23 protein-coding genes are annotated in these 22,411 nt (G+C 63.1%); 13 read left to right on the top strand and 10 right to left on the bottom strand.

What is annotated here, in order from left to right:
- The first annotated feature begins 156 nt into the window (after positions 1-156).
- On the top strand, positions 157-777 hold the full coding sequence (locus tag AC4P1R_RS02495; protein ID WP_425353248.1) for an invasion associated locus B family protein: 621 nt from the start codon (positions 157-159) through the stop codon (positions 775-777).
- A 90-nt stretch (positions 778-867) separates the two neighbouring features.
- Here the strand turns inward: AC4P1R_RS02495 and ribB are convergent, their stop codons facing one another.
- Positions 868-1,968, bottom strand: a complete 1,101-nt coding sequence (gene ribB, locus AC4P1R_RS02490) for a 3,4-dihydroxy-2-butanone-4-phosphate synthase (RefSeq protein ID WP_151610923.1) — start codon at positions 1,966-1,968, stop codon at positions 868-870.
- A 16-nt stretch (positions 1,969-1,984) separates the two neighbouring features.
- The gene (gene aroC / locus AC4P1R_RS02485) at positions 1,985-3,082 is read right to left on the bottom strand and encodes a chorismate synthase (RefSeq protein WP_069460818.1); all 1,098 of its coding nucleotides are present in this window, start codon (positions 3,080-3,082) and stop codon (positions 1,985-1,987) included.
- Positions 3,083-3,665: 583 nt separating this feature from the next.
- On the opposite strand from aroC, the gene AC4P1R_RS02480 reads away from it, so the two are divergent.
- Entirely contained in the window at positions 3,666-3,926 is a 261-nt protein-coding gene (locus AC4P1R_RS02480) for a DUF1344 domain-containing protein (RefSeq protein ID WP_069460817.1), read from the top strand.
- A gap of 201 nt (positions 3,927-4,127) precedes the next feature.
- On the opposite strand, the gene AC4P1R_RS02475 is transcribed toward AC4P1R_RS02480, so the two are convergent.
- The 4 genes from AC4P1R_RS02475 to AC4P1R_RS02460 form a co-directional block, all read right to left on the bottom strand.
- A complete protein-coding gene (locus tag AC4P1R_RS02475) occupies positions 4,128-4,712 on the bottom strand; it encodes a histidine phosphatase family protein (RefSeq protein WP_069460401.1) in 585 nt (194 codons plus the stop codon).
- Between the two features lie 156 nt (positions 4,713-4,868).
- The gene (gene fabI / locus AC4P1R_RS02470; protein ID WP_069460400.1) at positions 4,869-5,687 is read right to left on the bottom strand and encodes an enoyl-ACP reductase FabI; all 819 of its coding nucleotides are present in this window, start codon (positions 5,685-5,687) and stop codon (positions 4,869-4,871) included.
- 195 nt (positions 5,688-5,882) lie between these two features.
- A complete protein-coding gene (locus tag AC4P1R_RS02465; RefSeq protein ID WP_069460399.1) occupies positions 5,883-6,923 on the bottom strand; it encodes a DnaJ C-terminal domain-containing protein in 1,041 nt (346 codons plus the stop codon).
- A 313-nt stretch (positions 6,924-7,236) separates the two neighbouring features.
- The gene (locus AC4P1R_RS02460; protein WP_069460398.1) at positions 7,237-7,692 is read right to left on the bottom strand and encodes an RT0821/Lpp0805 family surface protein; all 456 of its coding nucleotides are present in this window, start codon (positions 7,690-7,692) and stop codon (positions 7,237-7,239) included.
- Positions 7,693-7,835: 143 nt separating this feature from the next.
- Between AC4P1R_RS02460 and pdxH the strand changes: the two genes are divergently transcribed.
- Positions 7,836-8,456: a pyridoxamine 5'-phosphate oxidase gene (pdxH, locus tag AC4P1R_RS02455; protein ID WP_069460397.1), complete on the top strand. Its 621-nt coding sequence runs from the start codon at positions 7,836-7,838 to the stop codon at positions 8,454-8,456.
- Positions 8,457-8,468: 12 nt separating this feature from the next.
- Here the strand turns inward: pdxH and AC4P1R_RS02450 are convergent, their stop codons facing one another.
- Complete coding sequence (locus tag AC4P1R_RS02450; RefSeq protein WP_492177382.1) at positions 8,469-9,518, bottom strand: polysaccharide deacetylase family protein; 1,050 nt, start codon at positions 9,516-9,518, stop codon at positions 8,469-8,471.
- A 348-nt stretch (positions 9,519-9,866) separates the two neighbouring features.
- Between AC4P1R_RS02450 and AC4P1R_RS02445 the strand changes: the two genes are divergently transcribed.
- Positions 9,867-11,117, top strand: a complete 1,251-nt coding sequence (locus AC4P1R_RS02445) for a serine hydrolase (protein ID WP_492177381.1) — start codon at positions 9,867-9,869, stop codon at positions 11,115-11,117.
- A 61-nt stretch (positions 11,118-11,178) separates the two neighbouring features.
- Here AC4P1R_RS02445 and tldD read toward each other — a convergent pair whose 3' ends face one another.
- A complete protein-coding gene (gene tldD / locus AC4P1R_RS02440; RefSeq protein WP_069460395.1) occupies positions 11,179-12,594 on the bottom strand; it encodes a metalloprotease TldD in 1,416 nt (471 codons plus the stop codon).
- 70 nt (positions 12,595-12,664) lie between these two features.
- Positions 12,665-13,867 carry a winged helix-turn-helix domain-containing protein gene (locus tag AC4P1R_RS02435; RefSeq protein ID WP_492177380.1) on the bottom strand — a complete coding sequence of 401 codons (1,203 nt, stop codon included), beginning with the start codon at positions 13,865-13,867 and terminating at the stop codon, positions 12,665-12,667.
- 131 nt (positions 13,868-13,998) lie between these two features.
- On the opposite strand from AC4P1R_RS02435, the gene AC4P1R_RS02430 reads away from it, so the two are divergent.
- From AC4P1R_RS02430 to AC4P1R_RS02410, 5 genes are read left to right on the top strand one after another with little or no spacing between them, the layout of a single operon-like run.
- Positions 13,999-14,679: an energy-coupling factor ABC transporter ATP-binding protein gene (locus AC4P1R_RS02430; protein ID WP_225190632.1), complete on the top strand. Its 681-nt coding sequence runs from the start codon at positions 13,999-14,001 to the stop codon at positions 14,677-14,679.
- Positions 14,673-15,278 carry a CbiQ family ECF transporter T component gene (locus AC4P1R_RS02425; RefSeq protein WP_069460392.1) on the top strand — a complete coding sequence of 202 codons (606 nt, stop codon included), beginning with the start codon at positions 14,673-14,675 and terminating at the stop codon, positions 15,276-15,278. The genes AC4P1R_RS02430 and AC4P1R_RS02425 overlap by 7 nt, the downstream gene beginning before the upstream one ends.
- A 31-nt stretch (positions 15,279-15,309) precedes the next feature.
- Positions 15,310-15,873, top strand: a complete 564-nt coding sequence (locus tag AC4P1R_RS02420; protein WP_069460391.1) for a biotin transporter BioY — start codon at positions 15,310-15,312, stop codon at positions 15,871-15,873.
- A gap of 4 nt (positions 15,874-15,877) precedes the next feature.
- On the top strand, positions 15,878-17,371 hold the full coding sequence (locus AC4P1R_RS02415; RefSeq protein ID WP_492177379.1) for a class I adenylate-forming enzyme family protein: 1,494 nt from the start codon (positions 15,878-15,880) through the stop codon (positions 17,369-17,371).
- Positions 17,355-18,548 carry a thiolase family protein gene (locus AC4P1R_RS02410; protein ID WP_069460389.1) on the top strand — a complete coding sequence of 398 codons (1,194 nt, stop codon included), beginning with the start codon at positions 17,355-17,357 and terminating at the stop codon, positions 18,546-18,548. Before AC4P1R_RS02415 ends, AC4P1R_RS02410 begins: the two co-directional genes overlap by 17 nt.
- Here AC4P1R_RS02410 and AC4P1R_RS02405 read toward each other — a convergent pair.
- Positions 18,536-18,937: an acyl-CoA thioesterase gene (locus tag AC4P1R_RS02405; RefSeq protein ID WP_069460388.1), complete on the bottom strand. Its 402-nt coding sequence runs from the start codon at positions 18,935-18,937 to the stop codon at positions 18,536-18,538. The two genes, AC4P1R_RS02410 and AC4P1R_RS02405, sit on opposite strands and share 13 nt — an antisense overlap.
- A 14-nt stretch (positions 18,938-18,951) precedes the next feature.
- On the opposite strand from AC4P1R_RS02405, the gene AC4P1R_RS02400 reads away from it, so the two are divergent.
- The 4 genes from AC4P1R_RS02400 (at position 18,952) to AC4P1R_RS02385 (ending at position 22,357) form a co-directional block, all read left to right on the top strand.
- Positions 18,952-19,920, top strand: a complete 969-nt coding sequence (locus AC4P1R_RS02400) for a zinc-dependent alcohol dehydrogenase family protein (protein ID WP_492177378.1) — start codon at positions 18,952-18,954, stop codon at positions 19,918-19,920.
- 63 nt (positions 19,921-19,983) lie between these two features.
- Complete coding sequence (locus AC4P1R_RS02395) at positions 19,984-20,913, top strand: histone deacetylase family protein (RefSeq protein ID WP_492177377.1); 930 nt, start codon at positions 19,984-19,986, stop codon at positions 20,911-20,913.
- A gap of 3 nt (positions 20,914-20,916) precedes the next feature.
- Entirely contained in the window at positions 20,917-21,171 is a 255-nt protein-coding gene (locus AC4P1R_RS02390) for an exodeoxyribonuclease VII small subunit (RefSeq protein ID WP_069460815.1), read from the top strand.
- A gap of 262 nt (positions 21,172-21,433) precedes the next feature.
- Positions 21,434-22,357 carry a pirin family protein gene (locus tag AC4P1R_RS02385; RefSeq protein ID WP_069460385.1) on the top strand — a complete coding sequence of 308 codons (924 nt, stop codon included), beginning with the start codon at positions 21,434-21,436 and terminating at the stop codon, positions 22,355-22,357.
- The last annotated feature ends 54 nt before the right edge of the window (positions 22,358-22,411 follow it).

Genomic DNA, 22,411 nt, shown 5'->3' with positions numbered 1-22,411 from the left:
GTTTTTCGCACAGGCCGCCGCACCGGGATCTGCACCAAACTCTCTAGCCCGTCGCATGAGCATGGTTTCCTCTTCTATATACGACGCACAGTGGCGAAGCACGCCCAAAGCAGGTTCGGACTTGTCGTTCCGGGCAGTTCGGGCCCAATTTCGGCCATATGGCATTGGAATGTAGTGGGCAGGGCTTTTCATTTGCCGCTCCGCGCTTCAAGAATAGCCCGACTGATTCGACGTTTTGAGGTTTACATGGGCCTGTCCCTCTTCTCCCGGCTGCCCGTTCTGGCCGCCCTCGGAATTGCCGCCTGCGCCTTCTCCACAGCAAGCATGGCCCAGCAATCCGGCGGAACACCGGGAACGGTGAAGTCGAACCACGGCGCGTGGTCGATCGTCTGCGACAAGCCTGCGGGCGCCTCGACCGAACAATGCGCGCTGATGCAGAACGTCATCGCCGAAGACCGGCCGGAGGTCGGGCTTTCCGTCGTCGTTCTGAAGACGGCGGACCGCAAAGCGAAGATCCTTCGGGTTCTCGCCCCCCTCGGCGTGCTTCTGCCCAACGGCCTTGGACTCAACGTCGACGGCAAGGATATCGGCCGCGCCTATTTCGTTCGCTGTTTCACCGATGGCTGCTATGCGGAAGTCGTGCTGGAGGACGAACTTCTGAAGACGTTCCGGGCCGGCGCGACGGCGACCTTCATCGTCTTCCAGTCTCCGGAAGAAGGCATCGGCATCCCGGTCGACCTCAAGGGCTTCGGCGAGGGGTACGACGCGCTGCCCTGATCGGCCAGAAGTTGCCGAATCAAAAGCCGCGCTTCCTTGGATGCGCGGCTTTTTTCACTGCAGATCCAGAGCCGGGATCGCGCCGTTGATTCACAGAATCTCGGTCGCGGCAATATTGATGCCGAAACCCTCGAGGCCGACATAATGGCGCTCGCGCGAGGAAAGAAGGCGGATGGAGGTGATCCCGAGGTCCTTGAGGATTTGGGCGCCGAGGCCGATTTCCAGCCATTCGCTTTCTCGCGCCTGCGCTTCCTCGTGCACTTCACGCTCTTGCTTCCCCTTGCGCGCGGTCTGCGAGATGCCGACGCCGACCGAACCTTCGCGCAGATAGACGATAACGCCCCTGCCCTCCGCGGCGATGCGCTTCATGACCTCGTCGACCGGACGATCGCTGCCGAAAACATCCGATCCGACATTTTCGAGATGGAGGCGGACCGGAATGTCGACACCGTCGCGGATGTCGCCGAAAACGACGGCGAGATGCTGCATCGGGTCCCAGGGCAGAGAATAGGCATGGCCCTTCGCCTTGCCGTAGGGCGTTTCGATTTCGAAGCAATTGCCCTTCTCGATCAGGGTTTCCTTGCGCTGGCGGTAGGCAATGAGATCGGCTACGGAAACCTGTTTCAGACCGTGGGTCTCGGCGAAGGTCTCCACCTGCGGACCGCGCATGACGGTGCCGTCGTCATTGACGAGTTCGCAAATGACGCCGACCGGCGGCAGGCTGGCGAGCCGGCAAAGATCGACGGCCGCCTCGGTATGGCCGGAACGCATGAGTACGCCGCCCTCGCGGGCCACCAGAGGGAAGATATGGCCCGGCCGCACGAAATCGCCCGGCCCGATATTCGGATTGGCGAGGTTGCGCACCGTCAGCGTCCGGTCGTCGGCGGAAATGCCGGTGCTTGTTCCATGCCTGAAATCGACGGATACCGTGAATGCGGTCGTGTGGGCGGAATCGTTCTCGGCAACCATCGCATTGAGATTGAGCCGCTTTGCTTCGTCGCGCGGCATGGGGGTGCAGACGATGCCGGAAGTGTGGCGGACGATGAAGGCCATTTTTTCCGGGGTGCAGTGAACGGCCGCGACGATCAGGTCGCCTTCGTTCTCGCGGCCGCCGTCGTCGGTGACGACGACGATCTCACCGGCCTCGAAAGCGCGAATGGCGTCGACGACACGCTTCTGGTCATAGGACATGCTTCTCTCCCGCATATTACTTCAGCCGGCCGGTCTGGCCCCGGTCGCGCAGATAGTGGTCGGCGATCGTGCAGGCAAGCATGGCTTCGCCGATCGGCACCGCCCTTATCCCGACGCAGGGGTCATGGCGGCCCTTGGTGCGGAGATCGACCTCATTGCCGTCGCTGTCGATCGACCGGCGCTCGGTCAGGATGGAAGAGGTTGGCTTGATGGCGAAGCGGGCGACGACCGGCTGTCCCGTGGCAATGCCGCCGAGGATGCCGCCGGCGTTGTTCGAGAGAAAGACCGGTTCGCCGCCGGGGCCGATGCGCATCTCGTCGGCATTCTCCTCGCCGCTGATCTCGGCGGCGGCGAAGCCGTTGCCGATCTCCACGCCCTTGACCGCATTAATGGACATCAGGTTCGAGGCGATGTCCTGGTCGAGCTTGCCGTAGATCGGCGCGCCGATACCGGCGGGTACACCCTCAGCGATCACCTCGACCACGGCCCCGATCGACGAGCCGGCCTTGCGGATGCCGTCAAGATAGTCTTCCCAGACCGGAACGATCGCCGGGTCCGGCGAGAAGAAGGGATTGTTCTCGACTTCCGCCCAGTCCCAATTGCCGCGGTCGATCCTGTGCTTGCCGATCTGGACGAGAGCCCCGCGCACGATGAGGCCCGGCACGACCTTGCGGGCAATGGCGCCGGCGGCGACGCGCGCGGCGGTCTCACGCGCCGAAGAGCGGCCGCCGCCACGATAATCCCGGATGCCGTACTTAACGTCATAAGTGTAGTCGGCATGGCCCGGACGATAGCGCTTGGCGATCTCGGAATAGTCCTTGGAGCGCTGGTCGGTGTTCTCGATCAGCATCGAGATCGGCGTGCCGGTGGCAATCATCGTCTCGCCGTCATCATCGAGCATGACGCCGGACAGCACCTTGACGAGATCGTCTTCGCGACGCTGAGTGACGAAGCGAGACTGGCCGGGCTTGCGCTTGTCGAGCCACGCCTGGATCTCGGCGAGCGTAAAGCGAAGCCCGGGCGGGCATCCGTCGACGACGCAGCCGAGCGCCGGACCGTGGCTTTCGCCCCAGGTGGTGACTCGAAAGAGATGACCAAAGGTATTGTGCGACATGACGGCTACCGGGATGTTGAGCGAGAGCCGGACAGGAATGGCTTCCATCCCGCTCTTGAAAAACCCGCGCGAAAATCGCGCGCCCTCTCTTACTGCATGAATCTCCAAAGCGGAACCGATTTGAAGATAAAATCACAGCGCCGCCATGCCTCAGCGTCGGAGCGACGGAGACGGCAGGTCTGCGCTCCTTAATTTGCAGTGGGAAAAGCCGGTGAGACGACTGCAGCAAGAAGGGTTCACGATATGGTTCGCTTGTATTCTGCCGAGGCCGCATTCACTCTCCCCTAAGCGCGGCTAAGCAGATATTCATGGGTTCACTCACGCTTATCTGCTTAGATTCCTTGGGGTTGCCGCAGATTCTGATCGCAAGATCGTGGGAACTCTTGCGGAACCTGCTTACAGCGCCGCGTGCTTTCAGACGCGCAAAGGTCGCTGTAACTTTTTGAAACTGCGCATCGAGCTTTCCGAAAATCGGGTACGATTTTCGGCCGATGCGCTGGCGACGGCACATGGCTACTTTTGCCACAATCGGGGATCAAAGGTGATGGCAGGAATGTTCGCAAAATCATTGAAGGTGGGAAAGATGCGATTCGTCATCGCCGCGCTCTTGGCTACTGCAGGCTTGCTGTCGCCGCTTTCCGCCCGGGCCGAAAGCGCGGATGTCGAGGCGGTGATCACCAATGTTGACACGGAGAAATTGAGCCTCTCGCTCGACGACGGCAAGAGCTACCAGGCACCGGAGGAGTTCAATTTCGAGGGGCTGAAGGCCGGCGTCAAGGTTGTTGTCTTCTATACGGAGATCGACGGCAAGCGCGTCATCGACGATCTTGAGATCGTGCAGTGATCCTCCACTGCACCCGTGCATATCTTATAGCCCCGCGCGTCTTTTCAGACAGACGCATTCAGACGCGCGAGGATCGCTGTAACTCTTTGAAACTGTAGATCGATCTTTTCCGAAAATCGGATACGATTTTCGGCCCGATGCGCCAGGGCTTACAAAGCGCGCAGCAATTTGCGCGGCGCCGTAGTCGCGCTATGCACCCGGTCAGAGCCAGCGGATGGAGCCGTCGGCGATTTTCAGGAGCCGGTCCTGCGGGATCGCGGCCGCGGCCGCTTCGTCGCCATCCATTTCCCCAAGCAGCTTGAACAGCGCCCGAATGACGCCGCCATGGCTGACGCATACGGTGGGCTTCCTTAGATCCTTCAGCCAGGCGCCGACGCGCCAGGACAGGATTTCGTAGCTTTCGGCTTCCGGGCCGGGCGGGATGAAATCCCATTTGGCCACGCGGCGAGCGGCGATCCGCTCCGGCACGCGGCGCTTCAGTTCCGGCAGCGTATAGCCCTCCCAATCGCCGAAGGAGACCTCTTTCAGCCGTTCATCGATACGGTAGGAAAGCGGATCGAGCCCCATCGCCTGCCTGAGTCGCTGCATGGTCTCGCGGGTGCGGCCGAGTGGGCTGCTCACGAAGTCGTAAGCGGCGGCCTCGCGCCCGAGCTTCGCCGCGAGAGCCAGGCCATTGCCGGTCGCCTGCCGACGACCGGTTTCGTTGAGGGAAATGTCCTTTTGCCCCTGGAGACGACCCTCGGCGTTCCAATCCGTTTGGCCGTGGCGAACCATGTAGATGAGCACAGTGTTCACTCCGGACACAGCCTACTGCATGTCTCCTTTAATCGACCTCGATTAAAGGACAAAGACATGCAGAAATTCAATGTGCTACAGCGACCTTGCGCGTCTGGCTAATAAGACGCACGGCGCTGTAATCGCCGCCGAACAGACGCGTGGCGGTCAGTCCTTGAGAACGGAAATGTCCGGTGCGTCGACGGCCTTCATGCCGATCGTATGATAGCCGGAATCGACGTGATGCACCTCACCGGTGACGCCGCTAGACAGGTCGGAGAGAAGATAGAGCGCCGAGTTACCGACCTCCTCTATCGAAACGGTGCGCTTCAGCGGCGCGTTGTATTCGTTCCACTTGAGGATATAGCGAAAGTCGCCGATGCCGGAAGCGGCAAGCGTCTTGATCGGCCCGGCCGATATGGCGTTGACGCGAATGCCGCGATTGCCGAGATCGACCGCCAGATAGCGCACGCTCGCTTCGAGCGCCGCCTTGGCAACGCCCATGACGTTGTAATGCGGCATCACCTTTTCGGCGCCGTAATAGGTCAGCGTCAGGATCGAGCCCCCATCATTCATAATGCGCTCGGCGCGGGCGGCGACCGCCGTAAAGGAATAGACGGAGATATCCATTGTGCGGGCGAAATTGTCGCGGCTCGTATCCACGTAGCGGCCCGTCAGTTCGTCCTTGTCGGAGAAGGCAACCGCATGCACAACGAAATCGATCTTGCCCCACTTCTCCTCGCATGTTGAGAATACCGCATCGATCGTAGAAAGGTCGGTGACATCGCAATGACCGGCCATGAAGGCACCGAGTTCCTGCGCCAACGGCTCGACGCGTTTTTTCAGCGCATCGCCTTGCCATGTCAGCGCGATCTCAGCGCCGGCTTCCGACAAAGCCTTGGCAATGCCCCACGCAATCGAGCGATTGTTTGCAACGCCCATGATGACGCCACGCTTGCCATTCATCAGACCCGATGCCTGAGCCATGGAATGTCCCCAATACTGTCTGCCTGCACCGGCGGGTGCCGGTTGCCGTTCTTGAAACTCAACGACTCCGCACACCCGCGAGGTGCGGCAAAATGTCGAGAATTGCCTATGGCATAGCCGTCAAAGCGGTTCAAGCGCGCCGCGGATCAGGAACTGTTAGTCCCCGTAATATTGGTTCAGTTTGTCAGAGAACTTTCACAAATACAGGCCGTCACGCTGCGCCCGCATCAGGTCCGTGATCCTGTCGTCTGGCTTTTCGTGGAGTACGAGACGGAGTTCCACAACAAGATCTCCCCGCTCGCCGTCGGCGCCCCTCATCCCCTTGCCGGCAATGCGGATCTCCCTGTCGGAACCCGACCAGGCCGGCACGATGACCGCAACGGGTCCGTTCGGCGTTTCGATCGGCGTCTCGCAACCCAGTACCGCATCCTGGAGGCTGACGGGCAGTGTGGTGACCAGATCGAGACCCCGGGTCCTGAAGGGGCCGTCCTGGGCAATGCGCAAGGTCACGACGACGTCGCCACGCGTCATGCCCGCGACCCGGTAGCCCTGCTCCTTCAACCGAATCACCTCTCCGTCCCGCGCACCAAGCGGAATTGCGAGCTTCGCCGTTTCGCCGTCGGGAAGCTCCACGGAAAGGCGTGCCCGGTTCATGACCTCGTCGACGCTCACCGGGATGTCGACCACCAGGTCCGGCACCTTCTCCGCCGACCTCGTGATGCGATCGCGAATGCGACGGACGATCGCTGCAACCAGTTCCGTCGCATTCGCGGCGGAGCGCCGAGAGACGGAGAGTTCCGCTTTCGGACTTTCCGGCTTTGCCTCCGCCGCCGTCTCCGGTTTTGGATCTGCCGCCTTCTCGGTCGGGCGCGCCGCGGCCGGCTCCGGCCGGGGACCGCTTGCCTGCGGCTCGACGCCAAAGATCCGCGAGACCGCGTCCTCGGCCGTTTCGGCACCGACCGACTCTTCGAACGTCTCCGTCCCGCGCATCTTCGCCTTCATGGCCTCCATGCGTCGCAGTTCCGCCTCGCGCCGTGCCCAGTCATAGCGGCTCCTGCGTACTGGATCGCGCAGAAGTTCGTAGGCCCTGCCTGCTTCGGCGAAGCGCTCCGTGGCCAGAGGGTCGTTCTGGTTGTGATCCGGATGGATCGCCTTGGCGACAGAACGCCAGGCGGCCTTGATTTCCTCCTGCCTGGCATTTCGGCGCACGCCGAGGATTGCATAAGGATCGCGCATGGCTTGTCACCATTTTGATCGACGATCTTTCCCGACTGCCCGTGCCAATGCTGTGGCGACAGCAGGAAGACCGCGAGAAAGGCCCTTCTGCATGTCTCCATAGATCGATCTCGGCCTAAGGAGACATGTAGCAATTCAAAGTCCGACAGCGATCCCTGCGTGTCTGGTCAGACGCGCCGTCGCTGCAATTCTTAGAGAGATGATCGGGGAAAGTTGCTAAATATCGGTTAGTCGGCGGCGCCCGCGATACGCTCGGCTTGTCCTTGCGGGCCGGATGCCCAGGGCTTTCGAGAAACGTGGTTAACCGGCCATTTCAACTGCGTGGGCCGAAGCTCGTCAGATACCATTCGCCATTCTCGAGCCGGCAGGTCTTGCCGTCGAACTTGGCTATGCCTTCGAAGGAGTGGCGGGTCGTGGTAAAGCGGCGGCAGAGAACGCCCGATGCGCTGTCTTCCTCGATGCTGCTGATGACGCCGGCGCTTCCCGACGTTGTGTTTGCCCACGGAATGGCATTGTTGCCGCCCTGACTGATGTCGGCGGAGGAAACCGCATTGCGAACGGTAACGGCGTCGGAGAGCCCGTCCGACGTCTTGGCGACCGGAACGGTTCCCGTCGAGACAGAGCGGTCGACATCCGATTTCCCGAACATGTCGAGGCCGCCGCCCATGCAGCCCGAAAGCACGAGCATCATCAGGCAAACGGCCGTGCCGCGCAGCCGTGCGAAGGAAAAATCCTTCTTGCCTTCGATCCACTTTGCTATGTCTTGCACGGCAATCCTGTCAGAGTCGCCAGAGCCGAACCGATGCTGGGGAAGTCCCGAGGGCAGCTCTGACCTAGTTCAATGCGGTAACACCGGAACGGGATCATTCCCGACGGGTTCCCGCACCAGATATACGGGCATTGGAAGCCAATATGACCTCGAATGAGTTAACAAGCAGTGACTTCACGGATGCAAGCGAACCCTTTTCCCTTTTCGGCACATGGCTGAAGGACGCCGAAGAAAGCGAAGTCAACGATCCGAACGCCGTCGCCCTCGCCACCGTCGACCCGGATGGCATGCCCAATGTGCGCATGGTCCTGCTCAAGGGTTTCGACGAACGCGGCTTTGCCTTTTACACGAATTTCGAAAGTCGGAAAGGGCGTGAAATCCTGGCGACGCGCAAAGCCGCCATGTGTTTCCATTGGAAATCGCTGCGCAGACAGGTGCGCCTGCGCGGTCCGGTCGAGACCGTATCGGAAGAAGAGGCGGACGAGTATTTCAGGAGCCGGCCGCGCGGCAGCCGTATCGGGGCCTGGGCTTCCAAGCAGTCCCGCCCGCTCGAGGGCCGCCTGGCGCTCGAAAAGGCGGTCGCTGAGTTCACCGCGCGTTACGCCATCGGCGAGATCCCGCGCCCGGAATATTGGTCCGGCTTCCGCATTCGCCCGACCTCGATCGAGTTCTGGCACGACCGCCCCTTCCGGCTGCACGACCGCATCGAGTTCAGCCGGCCGGCGCCGGAAGGCGGCTGGGTGAAGGTGCGCATGTATCCCTGAAGGTCCCGGGCGCTACGCCACGGCAAACCGGAACGGAATCCCGGATGCGAGCGCCGAAACATAACGGGTGCTTTGGAAGTAGCCGTTGAGCGATATCCGCGGCAGAGCGTGAAGGTTTGCGCCGGAAGAGAGGGTGCCCGGCTCCGTCGTCACCGCAACTGCGAAGCCGAGATCGGCGGCCAGGCGACAATCGCGCGCCGAGACGGTGGGGCGGAAGCCGTAGGGATAGGCAAAGCTGAGCGGCCGACGGCCGGCGATCGCTTCGACGCGCTCCGAGGAAATCAGAAGCTCCCGCTTCGCTTCGTCGTCGCCAAGTCGTGCCAGGGCGCGATGGCTGACCGTGTGTGCACCGAGGCTTGCGAGCGGGCTTTCAAGCAAGGCGCGCAGACCGGCCTCGTCCATCGTCAGCCGCTCCGTGATCGCCAGCGCATCGATGCCGTCCCTTGCCGCAGTCCTGTCCAATGCGGCAATCGCACCCGTCTCTTCCGTCTTGTGGATGTGAGCGGCGATGCGGTCGAATGCCGCCTGTTTTCGGGAAAGGCACGCAATCGCCATTTCCTCCTCGCCTTGGCCAAAATCAAAGCGGATTTCGCAGCAGGCGGAGAGCCAGTCGGCGAGCGTCTCCCACCAGAGGGTATGGGTGCGGTCGACATAGCCGGCGGTAACGAAAACAGTGAAGGGAACGGCGTACCGCTCGAAGACAGGCAGCCCGTGAACGAGATTGTTGCGATAGCCATCATCGAGCGTGAAGCAGGCGACCGGTTGCGTGTCGCCAGCAGCGAGGTGCATGGGCAGGTCCTCGATCGCCACGAAACGGTAACCAGCATGCCGCAACGCGACAATCGCCTCCTCGAGAAAATCCGGCGTGATTTCGAGGTGCGCGTTAGGGGCGAAGGCGCGCTTGCAGGCCGGGCGTACATGATGGAGCGTGAAGATCGCGCCGCGCCCGCGGGCCTCCGCCAACAGGCCGGCACGCGAAAGAAGATGTGCCGTCTCGAGGCCGCCGGTTATGGCGGTGCGTCTGACATGGTTTAGAACCAGCCGCGCGAGGCCGTGTCTCATCTTCCCTCGATCCCATCCGGAACCCGCACCGGCGCCGAAAGACGGGACCGTCGGGATCTGCCTTGCAAGTCGCGAAGCGGGAGACGGCTAAAAAGTCGCGGCACCCCACCACGGGCGGCAGGCTAAGCCGGCGGCGTTAAGTCTTGCTGAATCCTGTGGATCATTCGGGCGCAGGAAGTCCGGCCGCGACCGTAGAAACCATGCCGCAAGCGCTCTCAGCCCTGAATTGGCGGCGCCGACAGTCCCCCGACCGGTTTTCGCCTCAATGTTGCGGCAAAGCCCCCTGCTGGCACATAATGGAACAATGACACGCGAGCGGCCAAAGCAGCCGCCTCGATGGGGGCTTCGATGAAGAACTTGCATATTGCCTTGGCGACGTTGGCGGCATTCCTCCTTGCCACAGCTTCGGCCTTTGCCGGCAACGCATCTCTCGTTCTGGACGCCCGCAGCGGCCGGGTGCTTTCCGCCGAGAATGCCGACGACCTCAATCATCCGGCGTCGCTTACCAAGATGATGACGCTCTACCTCACCTTCGAAGCACTGCGCCGAGGCGAAATCGGCTGGGAAACCAAAGTACCGATGTCGCAGGAGGCTGCCCGCAAGCCGCCGACGAAGTTGCGCGTCAAGGCTGGCGACACGATCACCGTCCGAGACGCGGTCTATGGCATGATCGTGCAATCGGCCAATGATGCGTCGGCAGCCATGGCCGAGAAACTAGGCGGCTCTGAAGCGAACTTCGCCCGGATGATGAACACGAAGGCCCGCCGGCTTGGCATGAACCGGACCTTCTTCGTCAATGCATCAGGTCTGCCCGCGAGCCAGCAGGTGACGACGGCACGCGATATGGCAAAGCTCGCCGTCGCGCTCATCAGGGATTTTCCGTCCGAATACCGGCTTTTTTCGATGCAGAGCTTCACTTTCCGCGACCGCACGATCCGCGGCCACAATAATCTCATGTACCGCTACGACGGCATGGACGGCATCAAGACCGGCTATACCAATGCGTCCGGCTTCAATCTCGTGAGCGCCGTCCGCGACGGCGATCGCCGCATTATCGGTGTGGTACTCGGCGGGCGGACTGCAAAAGGTCGCGACAACAAGATGGCGGCCCTCCTCGACCAGCATCTTGGAAGAATTTCGTCACCGAAGGTGGCGACCACGGTTGCCGCAGCGAAGGCGAGCGGTAAGGCAGAAGTGCCGACATTGCCTGGAGTTTCGCTGTCCTACGCGAATGAAATCAACAGGCTCGATAAGGCCGAATCAGCGATCATGGCAGCGACCGCAATTGCGGTTCCGCAGGACAGGCCAACCGCTGTAACGGAAGTGGCGAATGCGGAACAGCCGAGCGGCAAGTGGCAGATCCAGATTTCCACGACGCCGTCTGCGGAAGGCGCACGTCGAATCCTCATCGAGGCCCAGTCCGACGGAGGCGCAGCACTGCTCGGCGTTTCACCCCACACGGACGCAACCGGGACCGGTTCGGCCACCCGTTACCGTGCGCGATTTGTCGGTTTTCCCACTCGCGAGGCCGCAGCCTCGGCCTGCGACGTTCTGAAGAAGCATTCCTACGACTGCCTGCTGCTTCCCGGACGCAGCTGATCCACGCGAACGGAATGCCGCATGTCTCGCTCACCAACAAACAGGGCGGGCGTCTCCGTTTTCACGCCTGCGTGCCGCCGACGGTGATCTGATCCATGCGCAGATGCGGTTGGCCGACGCCGACGGGCACCCATTGGCCTCCCTTACCGCAATTGCCGATGCCGGTGTCGAGCTTCATGTCGTTGCCGACCATCGTCACTCGCCGCATCGCATCGGGCCCGTTGCCGATCAGCATCGCGCCCTTCACCGGGGCGCCGATCATGCCATTCTCGATGAGATAGGCCTCGGTGCAGCCGAACACGAATTTGCCGGAGGTGATATCGACCTGACCGCCGCCGAAGGATACGGCGTAGATGCCCTTCTTCACCGAGGCGATGATCTCCTCCGGCGTGCGGTCGCCGGCAAGCATGTAGGTGTTGGTCATGCGCGGCATCGGCACATGCGCATAACCCTGGCGGCGGCCGTTGCCGGTCGGCTCCATACCCATGAGGCGGGCATTCTGCCGGTCCTGCATATAGCCGACGAGCTTGCCGTCGTCGATCAGCACGTTGTAGCCCGACGGCGTGCCCTCGTCGTCGACCGAGATCGAGCCGCGCCGCGCCTCTATAGTGCCGTCGTCGACGACGGTCACACCCTTGGCGGCGACCTGTTCGCCAATCAGGCCTGCGAAGGCGGACGTCTTCTTGCGATTGAAGTCGCCCTCCAGGCCATGGCCGACGGCCTCGTGCAGCATCACGCCCGGCCAGCCGGAGGCGAGCACGACATCCATGGTGCCAGCCGGCGCGTCGATCGCCGACAGGTTGACGAGAGCCTGGCGCAACGCCTCGTCGGCGCCTCGCTTCCAGTTTTCTTCGACGACCAGATCGCCGAAGCCGCGCCGCCCGCCCGAGCCGAAGGTGCCGGTTTCCTGTCGGTCGCCCTCGCCGACGACGACGGAGATATTGATACGGGTCATCGGCCGCACGTCATGGACGCGATGGCCATCGGCCCTCAGGATATCCACCACCTGCCAGCTGGCGGAGACTGTCGCAGTCACCTGCCGGACCTTCGGGTCCTTGGCGCGGAGATAGGAATCGATCTCCTGCAGCAGCCTGACTTTGGCATCGAAGGTCGGTTCGCCGATGGGGTTTTCGTCGCCGTAGAGCTTCTTGTTGGTGCGCTGCGGGGCCGCGGCGTAGCTGCCGGAATAACCGCGGGTCACCTGCCCGACCGCGTCCGACGCACGCTTCAAAGCCGAAAGCGACAGTTCGCCGGCATGGGCGTAGCCGACGGCATCGCCGGCGACTGCCCTGAGGCCGAAGCCCTGGTCGGTATTGAAGCTACCACCCTTCAGGCGACCATTGTCAAAGGAGAGCACCTCCGCCTGCGAGTGCTCAAGGAAGAGCTCCCCGTCATCGGCTCCGGAAAGCGTCTCGGCGAGAACCTTGCGGACCGTCACCTCATCCGCGTCGAAGAGGCTTATCAGGTTGGTGTCCATCGTCTGCTCCGCATCAAGAAGGATTCCTGCTCCATTTAGGGAGCGCGGTGCCGCAAGCCAAGAAAAAAGCTCATGGGGAAAAGCCGGCGTCCCACCCGTCGAGCAGCACGACCTCGCCGACGCCGGCAAAGCGGGCGATGCGATCGAGTTCGGCGGCAAGCTTCTCCATCCGACCCGACGCGGCCCGCACGCCCGGCTCCAGCCAGAGGCGGCGCACGTCGAGGCTGCCGCGCTTGCGGTCGGCCTTCATGTCGATACGGCCGATCAGGCGGTCGCCTTCGAGCAGCGGAAAAACGTAATAGCCATATTCGCGCTTCGGAGCCGGCACGAAAACCTCGATGCGATAAAAGAAGCCGAAGAGACGTTCAGTTCGGTTGCGGTCGCGCAGCAAAGGATCGAAGGGGCTCAGCACTCGAATGCGGCCGGGCGGATCGGCGATCGCGCCGAGCGTGTCCGGAAAGCCTGCGAAGGCGTAGGACGGGCGCGGCTTTCCGCTATTGGCGGTCTCGATGGCGACGTCGCAGAGTTCGTCGCGATGGGCTGTCACCCACGCCTTGGCCTCCTCCGGAGACACGAGATCCCAGAAAGCGGCGATCTCGCCATGGGTCGCAAAACCGAGCCGCTGGAGCGCGCTGCGGCAGGCCCAGTCGACGAATTCCTCGTGGCCGACATCGCCGTCGTAATGATGCGCGGGAATGACGCGTTCGGTGAGGTCATAGACCTTCTGGAAGTTCTCGCGCCGGGCGATTGCAAGCCTGCCCTGCCGCCACAACACTTCGAGCGCCGTCTTCGACGGGTGCCAGTTCCACCAGCCGCCGGATGCGTGCTCCTCCTCCTTGAGATCACGCGCCATGACCGCGCCGTTGCTGGCGATCCGTTCATAGGTTTCGTCGCAGCCCGCATCGAAACCGTCCCCGCGCCATTTGCGCCAGCGTTCGCCAAGCGTCTCGGCCTCCCATTTGAAGCGGTGCTTCCAATAGACGAAGAACCTGCTCGGAATGATCGAGGCGTCATGCGTCCAATGCTCGAAGAGCTCGCCGTCCTTTTCGAGAAGCTCCGTCAGGTGCTCCCGGCGATAAGTCTGGTTGCGGGAGAACAAGATCTGGTGATGGGCGCGCTCGACCGTCGCAATGCTGTCCACCTGCACGAAGCCGATGTCATGGATGAGCTGCAGCAGCCCCTCCTTGCCGAGCGCGCGGTGCGGCGCGGCAGAGAGTCCCTGCCTGGAAAGAAAGATGCGCCGGGCATCGCGATTGGAGAGGCGAATCGTCATGCGTCCGAGGATAGGCTTATATTCCCATTTTTTCAAATGCCCCTTTCGCCGCCTGCGTCCGGGCAAGCCGCATTGCCCTTGCCGATCGACTTGCCTATAGAGCGAGCACGAAATGCGCGAGGATACGAAGATTGGATATCCGCCTTACCGATTGTTCTGTCCGCTTCGGCGATAGGGAGGCGCTTCACCCGCTGACCCTCGCCCTCCATGAACGGCGCATCGGCATCATCGGTCTCAATGGCTCCGGCAAGACCACCTTCGCGCGGCTGATCAACGGCCTCGTCAAGCCGACGACGGGGCGCGTAGAGGTCAACGGACTCGATACGGTCAAGGACGACCGGGCCGTGCTCGCCGAGGCCGGCTTCATCTTCCAGAACCCGCAGCACCAGTTGATCATGCCGATCGTCTCCGACGACATCGCCTTTGGCCTCAAGAATCGCGGTTTGCCGGCCAAAGAGATCTCAACTCGAACGGAGGCGGTGCTGGCGCGCTTCGGCATCAGCCATCTCGCCAGGCGACGTGTGCACGAGCTGTCGGGGGGCGAGACGCAGCTCGTCGCCATGGCGAGCGTCGTCGTCACCGGGCCGAAAATCCTCATCCTCGATGAGCCGACCAACCAACTCGACCTGCGCAATCGCCGCATGGTCGCCGAGACGATCGAGGCGCTCGACGAGGACACGATCGTCATCACCCATGATCTCGGGCTCGTCGAAGGCGTCGAGCGGCTTTTGCTCTTTCACGAGGGAAGACTGATCGCCGATGGAAGCCCGGGCGAGACCATCCGGCACTATCACGAGGTCGCCGGATGCTGACGAGCCTCTATGTCGAGGGCCGGACCTGGTTTCACCGCGCGCCGGTGCGGGCAAAGCTGATTGCCCTCCTTGCCCTCAGCATCGCGCTCTTTACGACCAACTCTTTATTGCTGCTGCTGCCGGCCTTTCTCCTCTGCGGCGGGCTCTATTTTTCGCTCGGCCTGACGCTTCGCCAGGCATTCGCGCGCGTCGGCTTCGTCTTCTTCACCATCCTGGTGCTCGCCGTCGTCAATCTCTTCCTCGTTCCCGTCCCTGAGGTGCTTGCCCTCGTCCTCAGGCTCATGGCGCTCGTCCTCTTTGCCGCGGCCGTCACGGCGACGACGACAATCGGCGCCTTCATGGACGAAGTGACGGTTCTCTTGGGGCCGATCGAGCGCCTGGGCCTGGTTCGAGCGGCCGATGTCAGCCTCGCGCTCGGGCTCGTGCTGCGCTTCGTTCCCGATATCTTCGCCCGCTACCAGGCCATCAGGGAGGCGCATCGCGCACGCGGCGTGCCGATCAGGCCGCTGACGATCATCGGTCCGCTGATCATCCTGACGTTGAAAGATGCGGATACGATTGCGGCCGCCATTGACGCCCGCGGGTTTCGCCGTCAATGAATTCGAGATTGCTAATAGAGGGTAGGACCACATGAACACCAGAGACCTCGTCCTCATCGCGCTCTTCGCCGCGATCGTCGTCGTACTCGGCCTCATTCCACCGATTACGCTCGGCTTCATCCCGGTTCCGATCACGGCGCAGTCGATGGGCGTCATGCTTGCCGGCTGCATCATCGGCGCCAGGCGCGCGGCGCTTTCCTTCCTGCTCTTCGTCCTCCTGGTCGCGATCGGTTTGCCGATCCTGTCGGGCGGGCGCGGCGGCCTTGCCATCTTCGCCGGCCCTTCCGGCGGCTTCATACTTGGCTGGGCGGTCGCCGCCTACGTCACCGGCCTCATCGCCGAGCGCGCCATTCGGCCGGGTGTTTCGGAAGGACGTCAGCTCATCGGCTTCTTTCTCGCTTCGGTGGTCGGCGGCATTCTCGTGCTCTATGCAATCGGCGTGCCGTGGCTTTCCTTCGTCACGGGCACGCCGCTCATCGCAGCCGCGGGCGGTTCGCTGGCCTTCATTCCAGGCGACCTCGTAAAGGCCGCGATTGCCACGCTGGCGGCGCGTGCCGTCTACGCCGGCTACCCGTTGCTGCCGGCGCGCGCCTGAGCCGATGCCGCTTTCCAGCGCGATCGCGCTTCATGCGGCTGAGCGCCCGCATGCCCCGGCTTTCCGCATGGAGGACCGGCTCTTCTGCTTCGAAGAGTTGTCCGCGGACGCTTGCCGCCTTCTGTATACAATCGAGCGGTCAGCCGCACGGGCAACCCAGCGAAGCGTCCTTTCCGGCCGCGCGCGCCTCATCGCGCTCGAGATCGGCAACCACCCGCTTTTTGCCGCGGCCTTCATCGCCGCAACGGCCGGTGGCAATTGCGCCGCACTCATCGATCCGCACCTGCCGGAAGCCACGCGCCGGCGGATGAAGGCGCAACTGCGTCCCGAGATCGTCATCCTCCCCAATGGCGATTTGCTGCGCCTCGAAGTGCCGTCGGCCGGGCAAAGCCACGCATTGGATGCCTTCGCCGGCTCCTCGCCGCTTCAGGGCGGCGATGGCGCGGAGCCGTTCCTCGTCGTCTTCACTTCCGGCACGACAGGCGAACCGAAGGCGATCGTCCGCGATCGCCGCTCGTGGCGCATCAGCCTCGAAACCGGCCAGAGCTTCTTCGGCATTGGGCCGGAGACGACGACCTATGCGCCCGGACCGCTGGCGCATGGGCTGACGCTTTACGCCCTTGCGGAGTGCCTTTGGGCCGGCGCCGAATTCATCGGCGCAAGGCATTTCGATCCACATCAGGCACTGAACGAGATCGCCGAGAGAAACGTCAAGCGGCTCGTGCTCGTGCCGACCATGCTGCGGCGGCTCTGCGCCGAGGCGCGCGGGCTCGCCTGGAATTCGGTCGAGAAGATCACCGTCGCCGGCGCCAAGCTGACCCCCGGCGACCGGCAGGCCGCGGACCGCACTTTCCCCTCTGCGGCGGTTACGGAATATTACGGCGCATCGGAACTCGGCTTCATCACCGTCTCCGGTGCCGCGGACAGGCACGGCCCGACAGCCGTCGGCAGGGCATTCCCCGGCGTTCGACTGGCGATCCTCGATGACCATGACACCGCACTGCCCCAGGGCGAAACCGGTACGATCTTCGTCGAAAGCGAACTGATCTCGGACGGATATATGGGCGACGGCGACGGAGCGGGTTTTCGAAGGCAGGGCCCCCTCGCCACGGTCGGCGATCTCGGCTTCCTCGATGCGGAGGGTACGCTGCATTTGATCGGCCGCGCCGGCGGCATGGTGCTATCCGGCGGCAACAATATCTACCCTTCCGAAGTGGAAACGGTAATCATGGCAGTGGCCGGCGTCGAGGCGGTTCATGTCTTCGGCCTCGAACACCCGGATCTCGGCAGCGAACTGGCGGCGATCATCCAGCCGAACGGCAGCTTCGATCCGGCCGCATTCGCTCGCCATCTTGCTGACGCGCTGCCGCGCTACAAGCATCCGCGGAAGATCTGGCTCTGCCGGCAGATGCCGATGACCGCCTCTGGCAAGGTCGCGGTCAAGGAACTTCGGCAATGGATCGCGGAGGAGCACCCTGCCCTTGAGCGCCTCATCTGATCCGTTCCGCACACCGGTCATCATCGCTGCGCTGCGCACGCCGATCGGCCGCGTCAATGGTAGCTTGGCCGCGGTGGAGCCCGCGGGCCTTGCCGCCGTGCTGATCGAAAGGATCATTGCCGATACAGGCGTAGATCGGGGCGAGATCGACGACGTGCTCCTCGGCAACGCCGCCAACAGCGCCGGCAATCTTGCCCGACTGGCCGCGCTCGAGGCCCATCTGCCGGTCTCCGTCCCGGGCGTCACGGTCGATCGCCAATGCGGCTCGGGGCTCGAAGCCATCGTGCTTGCCGCCCGTCAAATCCAGGCCGGCGCCGGACGCTTCTATCTCGCCGGCGGCGCGGAGAGCGCGAGCCGCGCCCATATTCGGCTGCGGCCGCCGCTTGCGCGAGGCGAGGAACTACAGCCGGTGAAGCGCGCACGCATGGCGCCCGATTTCATCGGCGATCCGGACATGGGGGTCGCCGCCGAAAATGTCGCGACCGACTGCGCCATCTCCCGGGAGCGCCAGGACCAGTTTGCTCTTGAAAGCCATCGGCGCGCCGTTTCGGCGGAGGCTGCCGGTCGCTTCATGCGCGAGATCGTGCCGGTCATGACCGCGTCCGGACCTGTTGCCAGAGATGAATGTCCGCGCGCCAATGCGGCTGCCGAAACGCTCGCCCGGCTGAAGCCGGTCTTCGTTAGGGGCGGCACCGTCACCGCCGGCAATGCCTGCCCGATCAATGACGGCGCTGCCATGGTGCTGGTCACGAGCGTCGCCGAAGCCCGCCGGCTCGGGGTTTCGGTTGCGCTCGAATTCATCGACGCGGCGACGGCCGGGGTCGACCCGAACCTTCTCGGGCTAGGACCCGTCCCGGCGATGGCGAGGCTTCGCGCCCGCAATCCGGGATTCGACATTGCCGATATCGACTTCATCGAATTCAACGAGGCTTTTGCCTCGCAGGTTCTCGGCAGTCTCGACCGTCTTGGAATCCCGCCTGAGCGCGTCAATCTCGATGGCGGCGCGATCGCGCTCGGCCACCCCTATGGCGCTTCCGGCGCCATCCTGGTCGTGCGGCTGTTTTCGCAGATGCTCGAGGCGATATCGGAGAGCCAGGGCCTGGCAATGATGGGTGTCGGCGGCGGCATGGGCATTATCGGGCATTTCCGCCGCCGACAGCTCGATCAGGAGAGATAGCCGGAGAGCCAGTCACGGGTTGCCGTCGGCAACGGCACCGGCTGGTGGCGACCGCGATCGACGGCGACCCAGACGATCTCGATCTCGGCGGAAAGCGCATCACCGGTTTCGACACGAACGGCAAAGCTCACCGAACTGCCTCCGATCTTGGCGACGGTCACGGTGAAGCGGGCGGGGTCGTCGAAACGCAGGCCGCGATGGAAGATGCAGGCCGACCGGCGCACGAGATAGGCCGGCTCGTGCTCGACGGCCGGGCGGTGCCGCCAGAGATTGGCCAGCGCGGCCTCCCCATGCGCGTAATAGGCCGCATTGTGCATGTGCCCATGCATGTCTATATCGCGAAATGGAATGCGGATTTCCGTGACATTCTCCCGCTCGATGCCGTCCATGCGAGACCCTTCCCATGCGCTCCACCCTGGTTAGACAGTTTGGCGATCCGGAACAAGTGATAGAGCTTGTGGACGCGCCGCGTATTGATCCGGCAGCCGGGGAAGTGGAGATCGAAATCGCGCTCGCGGCGATCAATCCTTCGGACCTCATTCCCGTCACCGGCGCCTATCGCGCCCGCACCGAGCTGCCTTTCGTGCCCGGATTCGAGGGTGTCGGCACGGTGAGCCGCATCGGCCCGGGCGTTCGCCACTTCAAATCCGGCGATCGCGTGATCCCGATCGGCGCGAGCGGGCTGTGGCAGCAGTTTCTCGTGCGCCCGACCGAATGGTGCTTTCGCGTGCCGGACGACATCAGCGACAGCCAGGCCGCCATGAGCTATGTCAACCCTCTGACGGCGCTTCGGCTGATCGAGGATCTGCGCAGACATTTCGGCTCGCTGCAGGGACGCTCCGTCGCCGTCACCGCGGCGGGCTCGGCGATCGGCGGCATGCTGATAAAGCTTATCGGCCGCGAAGGCGCGGTGCCGACCGCGATCCTTCGCAGCGACAAAAGCCGCGGGCGCTTCGAGGCGGGGCAGAGGGTCATGGTCACCGAGGGCAGCAGCCTTCCCCCAGAAAGGGTCTTCGACGCCGTGCTCGACGCGGTCGGCGGCCCGCTTGCCGGCGAGTTGATCCGCCGGGCGATCAGTCCCGGCGGCATCTTGGTCCAATATGGGGCGCTGAGCAACGTTCCGGTGCCGCAATCGGCAATCGCCGCCCGGCCCGATGTCCGCTTTGCTTTCCTGTGGCTGAGAAACTATGTGCATTCCGCCGGTCGCGGCTCCCTCGAAGCCGCTTTCGCCCGATGCTTCACGGGGCTGCGCGACGGGCTCTTTGCAAGCCCCGTCGCTGCGACCTATCCCCTGAGCCGACTCGCGGATGCCCTGGCGCACCAGGCCGATCCGCATCGGGACGGCAAGATCCTCATCGATCCGCGCTGTTGAAAATCGGCACAATTGTGGTCGCTGCCATGGATTTTGAAGGGCACGCGCACTAGCTTTGCGCAGATGACAACGCAGCTCTATGAAAATCCCATTTTTTTGGAACATATCGTTCCCGAGGGACATCCGGAAAGGCCGGATCGGCTGAAGGCGCTGAACCTTGCGCTGGAGCACCCGAACTTTGCTGAGCTGAAGCGGGTAGAGGCGCCGAAAGGCAGCGAGGATCTGGTCCTTCTCGCCCATACCGAGGAGCATCTGCGCTCGATCAAGAAGTGGATTCCGGAAGAGGACATCACGCAGATCGAAGCGGATACCTTTGCCAGCCCCTCGAGCTTCGATGCCGCCTTGACTGCCGTCGGAGCCGCTATCGCCGCCGTGGACGCGGTGTTCGCCGGCGAGGCGGACAATGCCTTCGTCGCGGCACGTCCGCCGGGCCATCACGCAGAGAAGAGCAGGCCGATGGGTTTCTGCTTCTTCAACACAGTCGCGATCGCAGCACGCCATGCCCAGCGTGCGCACGGCGTCGAGCGGGTGGCGATCGTCGATTGGGACGTGCACCATGGCAATGGCACGCAGGATATCTTCTGGAACCACCCTTCGGTGCTGTTCTGTTCCACGCACCAGATGCCGCTTTATCCCGGCACCGGCGCCAAGGAGGAGACGGGCGTCAAACACAACATCGTCAATGCTCCGCTTTCGCCCAACAGCGGCAGCGAGCATTTCCGTGACGCGTTCCGCACCCGCGTCCTGGCAGCACTCGACAATTTCCGCCCGGATCTCGTGCTGATCTCCGCCGGATTCGACGCGCATTACCGTGATCCTCTGGCGCAAATCAACCTGATGGCGGAGGACTTCGACTGGGCAACAGGACGCCTGATGGAGGTCGCCGGCAAGAGCGGCGGCAACCGAATCGTCAGCCTGCTCGAGGGCGGCTATGATCTCGAAGGGCTCGCCGAATCGGCGGCCATGCACATACAGAGACTGATGAGAGGGTAATTGATGAACACCAACGCACAACCGGACGTCTCAGCCCTCTCCTTCGAGCAGGCCGTCGAAGAACTGGAGCGCATCGTCTCGGCGCTCGAACGCGGCGACGTGGCGCTCGACAAGTCGATCGAGATCTACGAGCGCGGCGAGGCTCTGAAGAAGCATTGCGAGACGCTGTTGAAGGCGGCCGAGGACCGCATCGAAAAAATCCGCCTCGACCGCGCTGGCCGGCCTCAGGGCGTCGAGCCGCTGGATGCGGAGCAGTGAGGGCGAGAGGTCGGTTTATCGAAATTTGCCCCTCATCCGGCCTGCCGGCCACCTTCCCCCGCAAGCGGGGCGAAGGAGACTTGTGGCACTCAATCGCTCCCTCCTCCGGGGCTCGCGGCGAACTCCCGGTCCCCTCGCGCCGCTTGCGGGGAGAGGGTTAGCCCTCGGGTTAAACCAGGGTTTAACTCAAGGAGAGGGGCTAACTTCCACGCTTTTTCCTCGGAGAACGCGAGCCGATACCCCACCAGACGGAGCGCCTGCCATGTCCTTCTTTCCCGGTCCCGACCCGCTCGCCGGCGACAAGCCGGCCTGTGACGCCATCGAGCATCTGATCATTCCACGCACCAGCGATATCGGCGGGCTGGAGGTACGTCGCGCCCTGCCGACGGCGCGGCGCCGCCTTGTGGGCCCTTTCATCTTCTTCGACCGGATGGGGCCGGCGTTGCTGCACGCGGGCGAAGCGATCGACGTGCGGCCACATCCGCATATCGGGCTTTCGACCGTCACCTATCTTTTCGACGGCGAGATCAAGCATCGGGACAGCCTCGGCACCGAGATGGTGATCCGGCCCGGCGACGTGAACCTCATGACGGCCGGACGCGGCATCGTCCATTCTGAGCGCTCGCCGGAGAACCAGCGCGGTCATGAGCGCTCGCTGTCCGGGTTGCAGACCTGGCTGGCGCTGCCCGACGACAAGGAAGAGATCGATCCGATCTTCACCCACACGGAGGAGCGCGTTCTGCCTCATCTCGCCGACGGCGGCGTGCGGGCGCGGGTCGTGATCGGCCAATTCGAAGGCGAAGTCTCGCCCGTCTCCGTCTTCACCGACACACTCTATGTAGATCTCAATATCGCGGCAGGCAGCAGCGCGCCCTTTGCCGCGCAATGGGAGGAGCGGGCGCTCTATATCCTTTCGGGCGAGGCAATCATCGCCGGGGATTGTTTTGCCGACAACCAGCTCCTCGTCTTCCGGCCCGGCGACGAGATTACCATTACGGCCGGTCCGACCGGCTGCCACGTCATGCTTTTCGGCGGCGCAGCGCTCGGTTCGCCGCGCCATATCTGGTGGAATTTCGTTTCTTCCTCCAAGGAGCGGATCGATAGGGCGAAAGAAGAATGGCGGAGCAGGCGCTTCGATATCGTTCCGGGGGATGAACAGGAGTTCATCCCTTTGCCCGGAGGCTGATTTTCGTTAAGTTCTCGGTCGAAGACGCAGGAAAGCCTGATTTTGCATTCAACG

Source organism: Sinorhizobium sp. Y406 (assembly GCF_058732025.1).
The sequence above is the reverse complement of the archived record's forward strand: the minus strand, read 5'-3'. Positions and strand labels throughout refer to the sequence as shown.

Coding starts and splice junctions, on each gene's coding strand:
- AC4P1R_RS02450 (WP_492177382.1), bottom strand. CDS start 9,518: ATGAGACACGGCCTCGCGCGGCTGGTTCTAAACCATGTCAGACGCACC.
- pdxH (WP_069460397.1), top strand. CDS start 7,836: ATGACCTCGAATGAGTTAACAAGCAGTGACTTCACGGATGCAAGCGAA.
- ribB (WP_151610923.1), bottom strand. CDS start 1,968: ATGTCCTATGACCAGAAGCGTGTCGTCGACGCCATTCGCGCTTTCGAG.
- AC4P1R_RS02385 (WP_069460385.1), top strand. CDS start 21,434: ATGTCCTTCTTTCCCGGTCCCGACCCGCTCGCCGGCGACAAGCCGGCC.
- AC4P1R_RS02465 (WP_069460399.1), bottom strand. CDS start 6,923: ATGCGCGATCCTTATGCAATCCTCGGCGTGCGCCGAAATGCCAGGCAG.
- AC4P1R_RS02415 (WP_492177379.1), top strand. CDS start 15,878: ATGCCGCTTTCCAGCGCGATCGCGCTTCATGCGGCTGAGCGCCCGCAT.
- AC4P1R_RS02435 (WP_492177380.1), bottom strand. CDS start 13,867: ATGACGATTCGCCTCTCCAATCGCGATGCCCGGCGCATCTTTCTTTCC.
- AC4P1R_RS02405 (WP_069460388.1), bottom strand. CDS start 18,937: ATGGACGGCATCGAGCGGGAGAATGTCACGGAAATCCGCATTCCATTT.
- fabI (WP_069460400.1), bottom strand. CDS start 5,687: ATGGCTCAGGCATCGGGTCTGATGAATGGCAAGCGTGGCGTCATCATG.
- AC4P1R_RS02425 (WP_069460392.1), top strand. CDS start 14,673: ATGCTGACGAGCCTCTATGTCGAGGGCCGGACCTGGTTTCACCGCGCG.
- aroC (WP_069460818.1), bottom strand. CDS start 3,082: ATGTCGCACAATACCTTTGGTCATCTCTTTCGAGTCACCACCTGGGGC.
- AC4P1R_RS02445 (WP_492177381.1), top strand. CDS start 9,867: ATGAAGAACTTGCATATTGCCTTGGCGACGTTGGCGGCATTCCTCCTT.
- AC4P1R_RS02400 (WP_492177378.1), top strand. CDS start 18,952: ATGCGCTCCACCCTGGTTAGACAGTTTGGCGATCCGGAACAAGTGATA.
- AC4P1R_RS02390 (WP_069460815.1), top strand. CDS start 20,917: ATGAACACCAACGCACAACCGGACGTCTCAGCCCTCTCCTTCGAGCAG.
- AC4P1R_RS02395 (WP_492177377.1), top strand. CDS start 19,984: ATGACAACGCAGCTCTATGAAAATCCCATTTTTTTGGAACATATCGTT.
- AC4P1R_RS02480 (WP_069460817.1), top strand. CDS start 3,666: ATGCGATTCGTCATCGCCGCGCTCTTGGCTACTGCAGGCTTGCTGTCG.
- AC4P1R_RS02420 (WP_069460391.1), top strand. CDS start 15,310: ATGAACACCAGAGACCTCGTCCTCATCGCGCTCTTCGCCGCGATCGTC.
- tldD (WP_069460395.1), bottom strand. CDS start 12,594: ATGGACACCAACCTGATAAGCCTCTTCGACGCGGATGAGGTGACGGTC.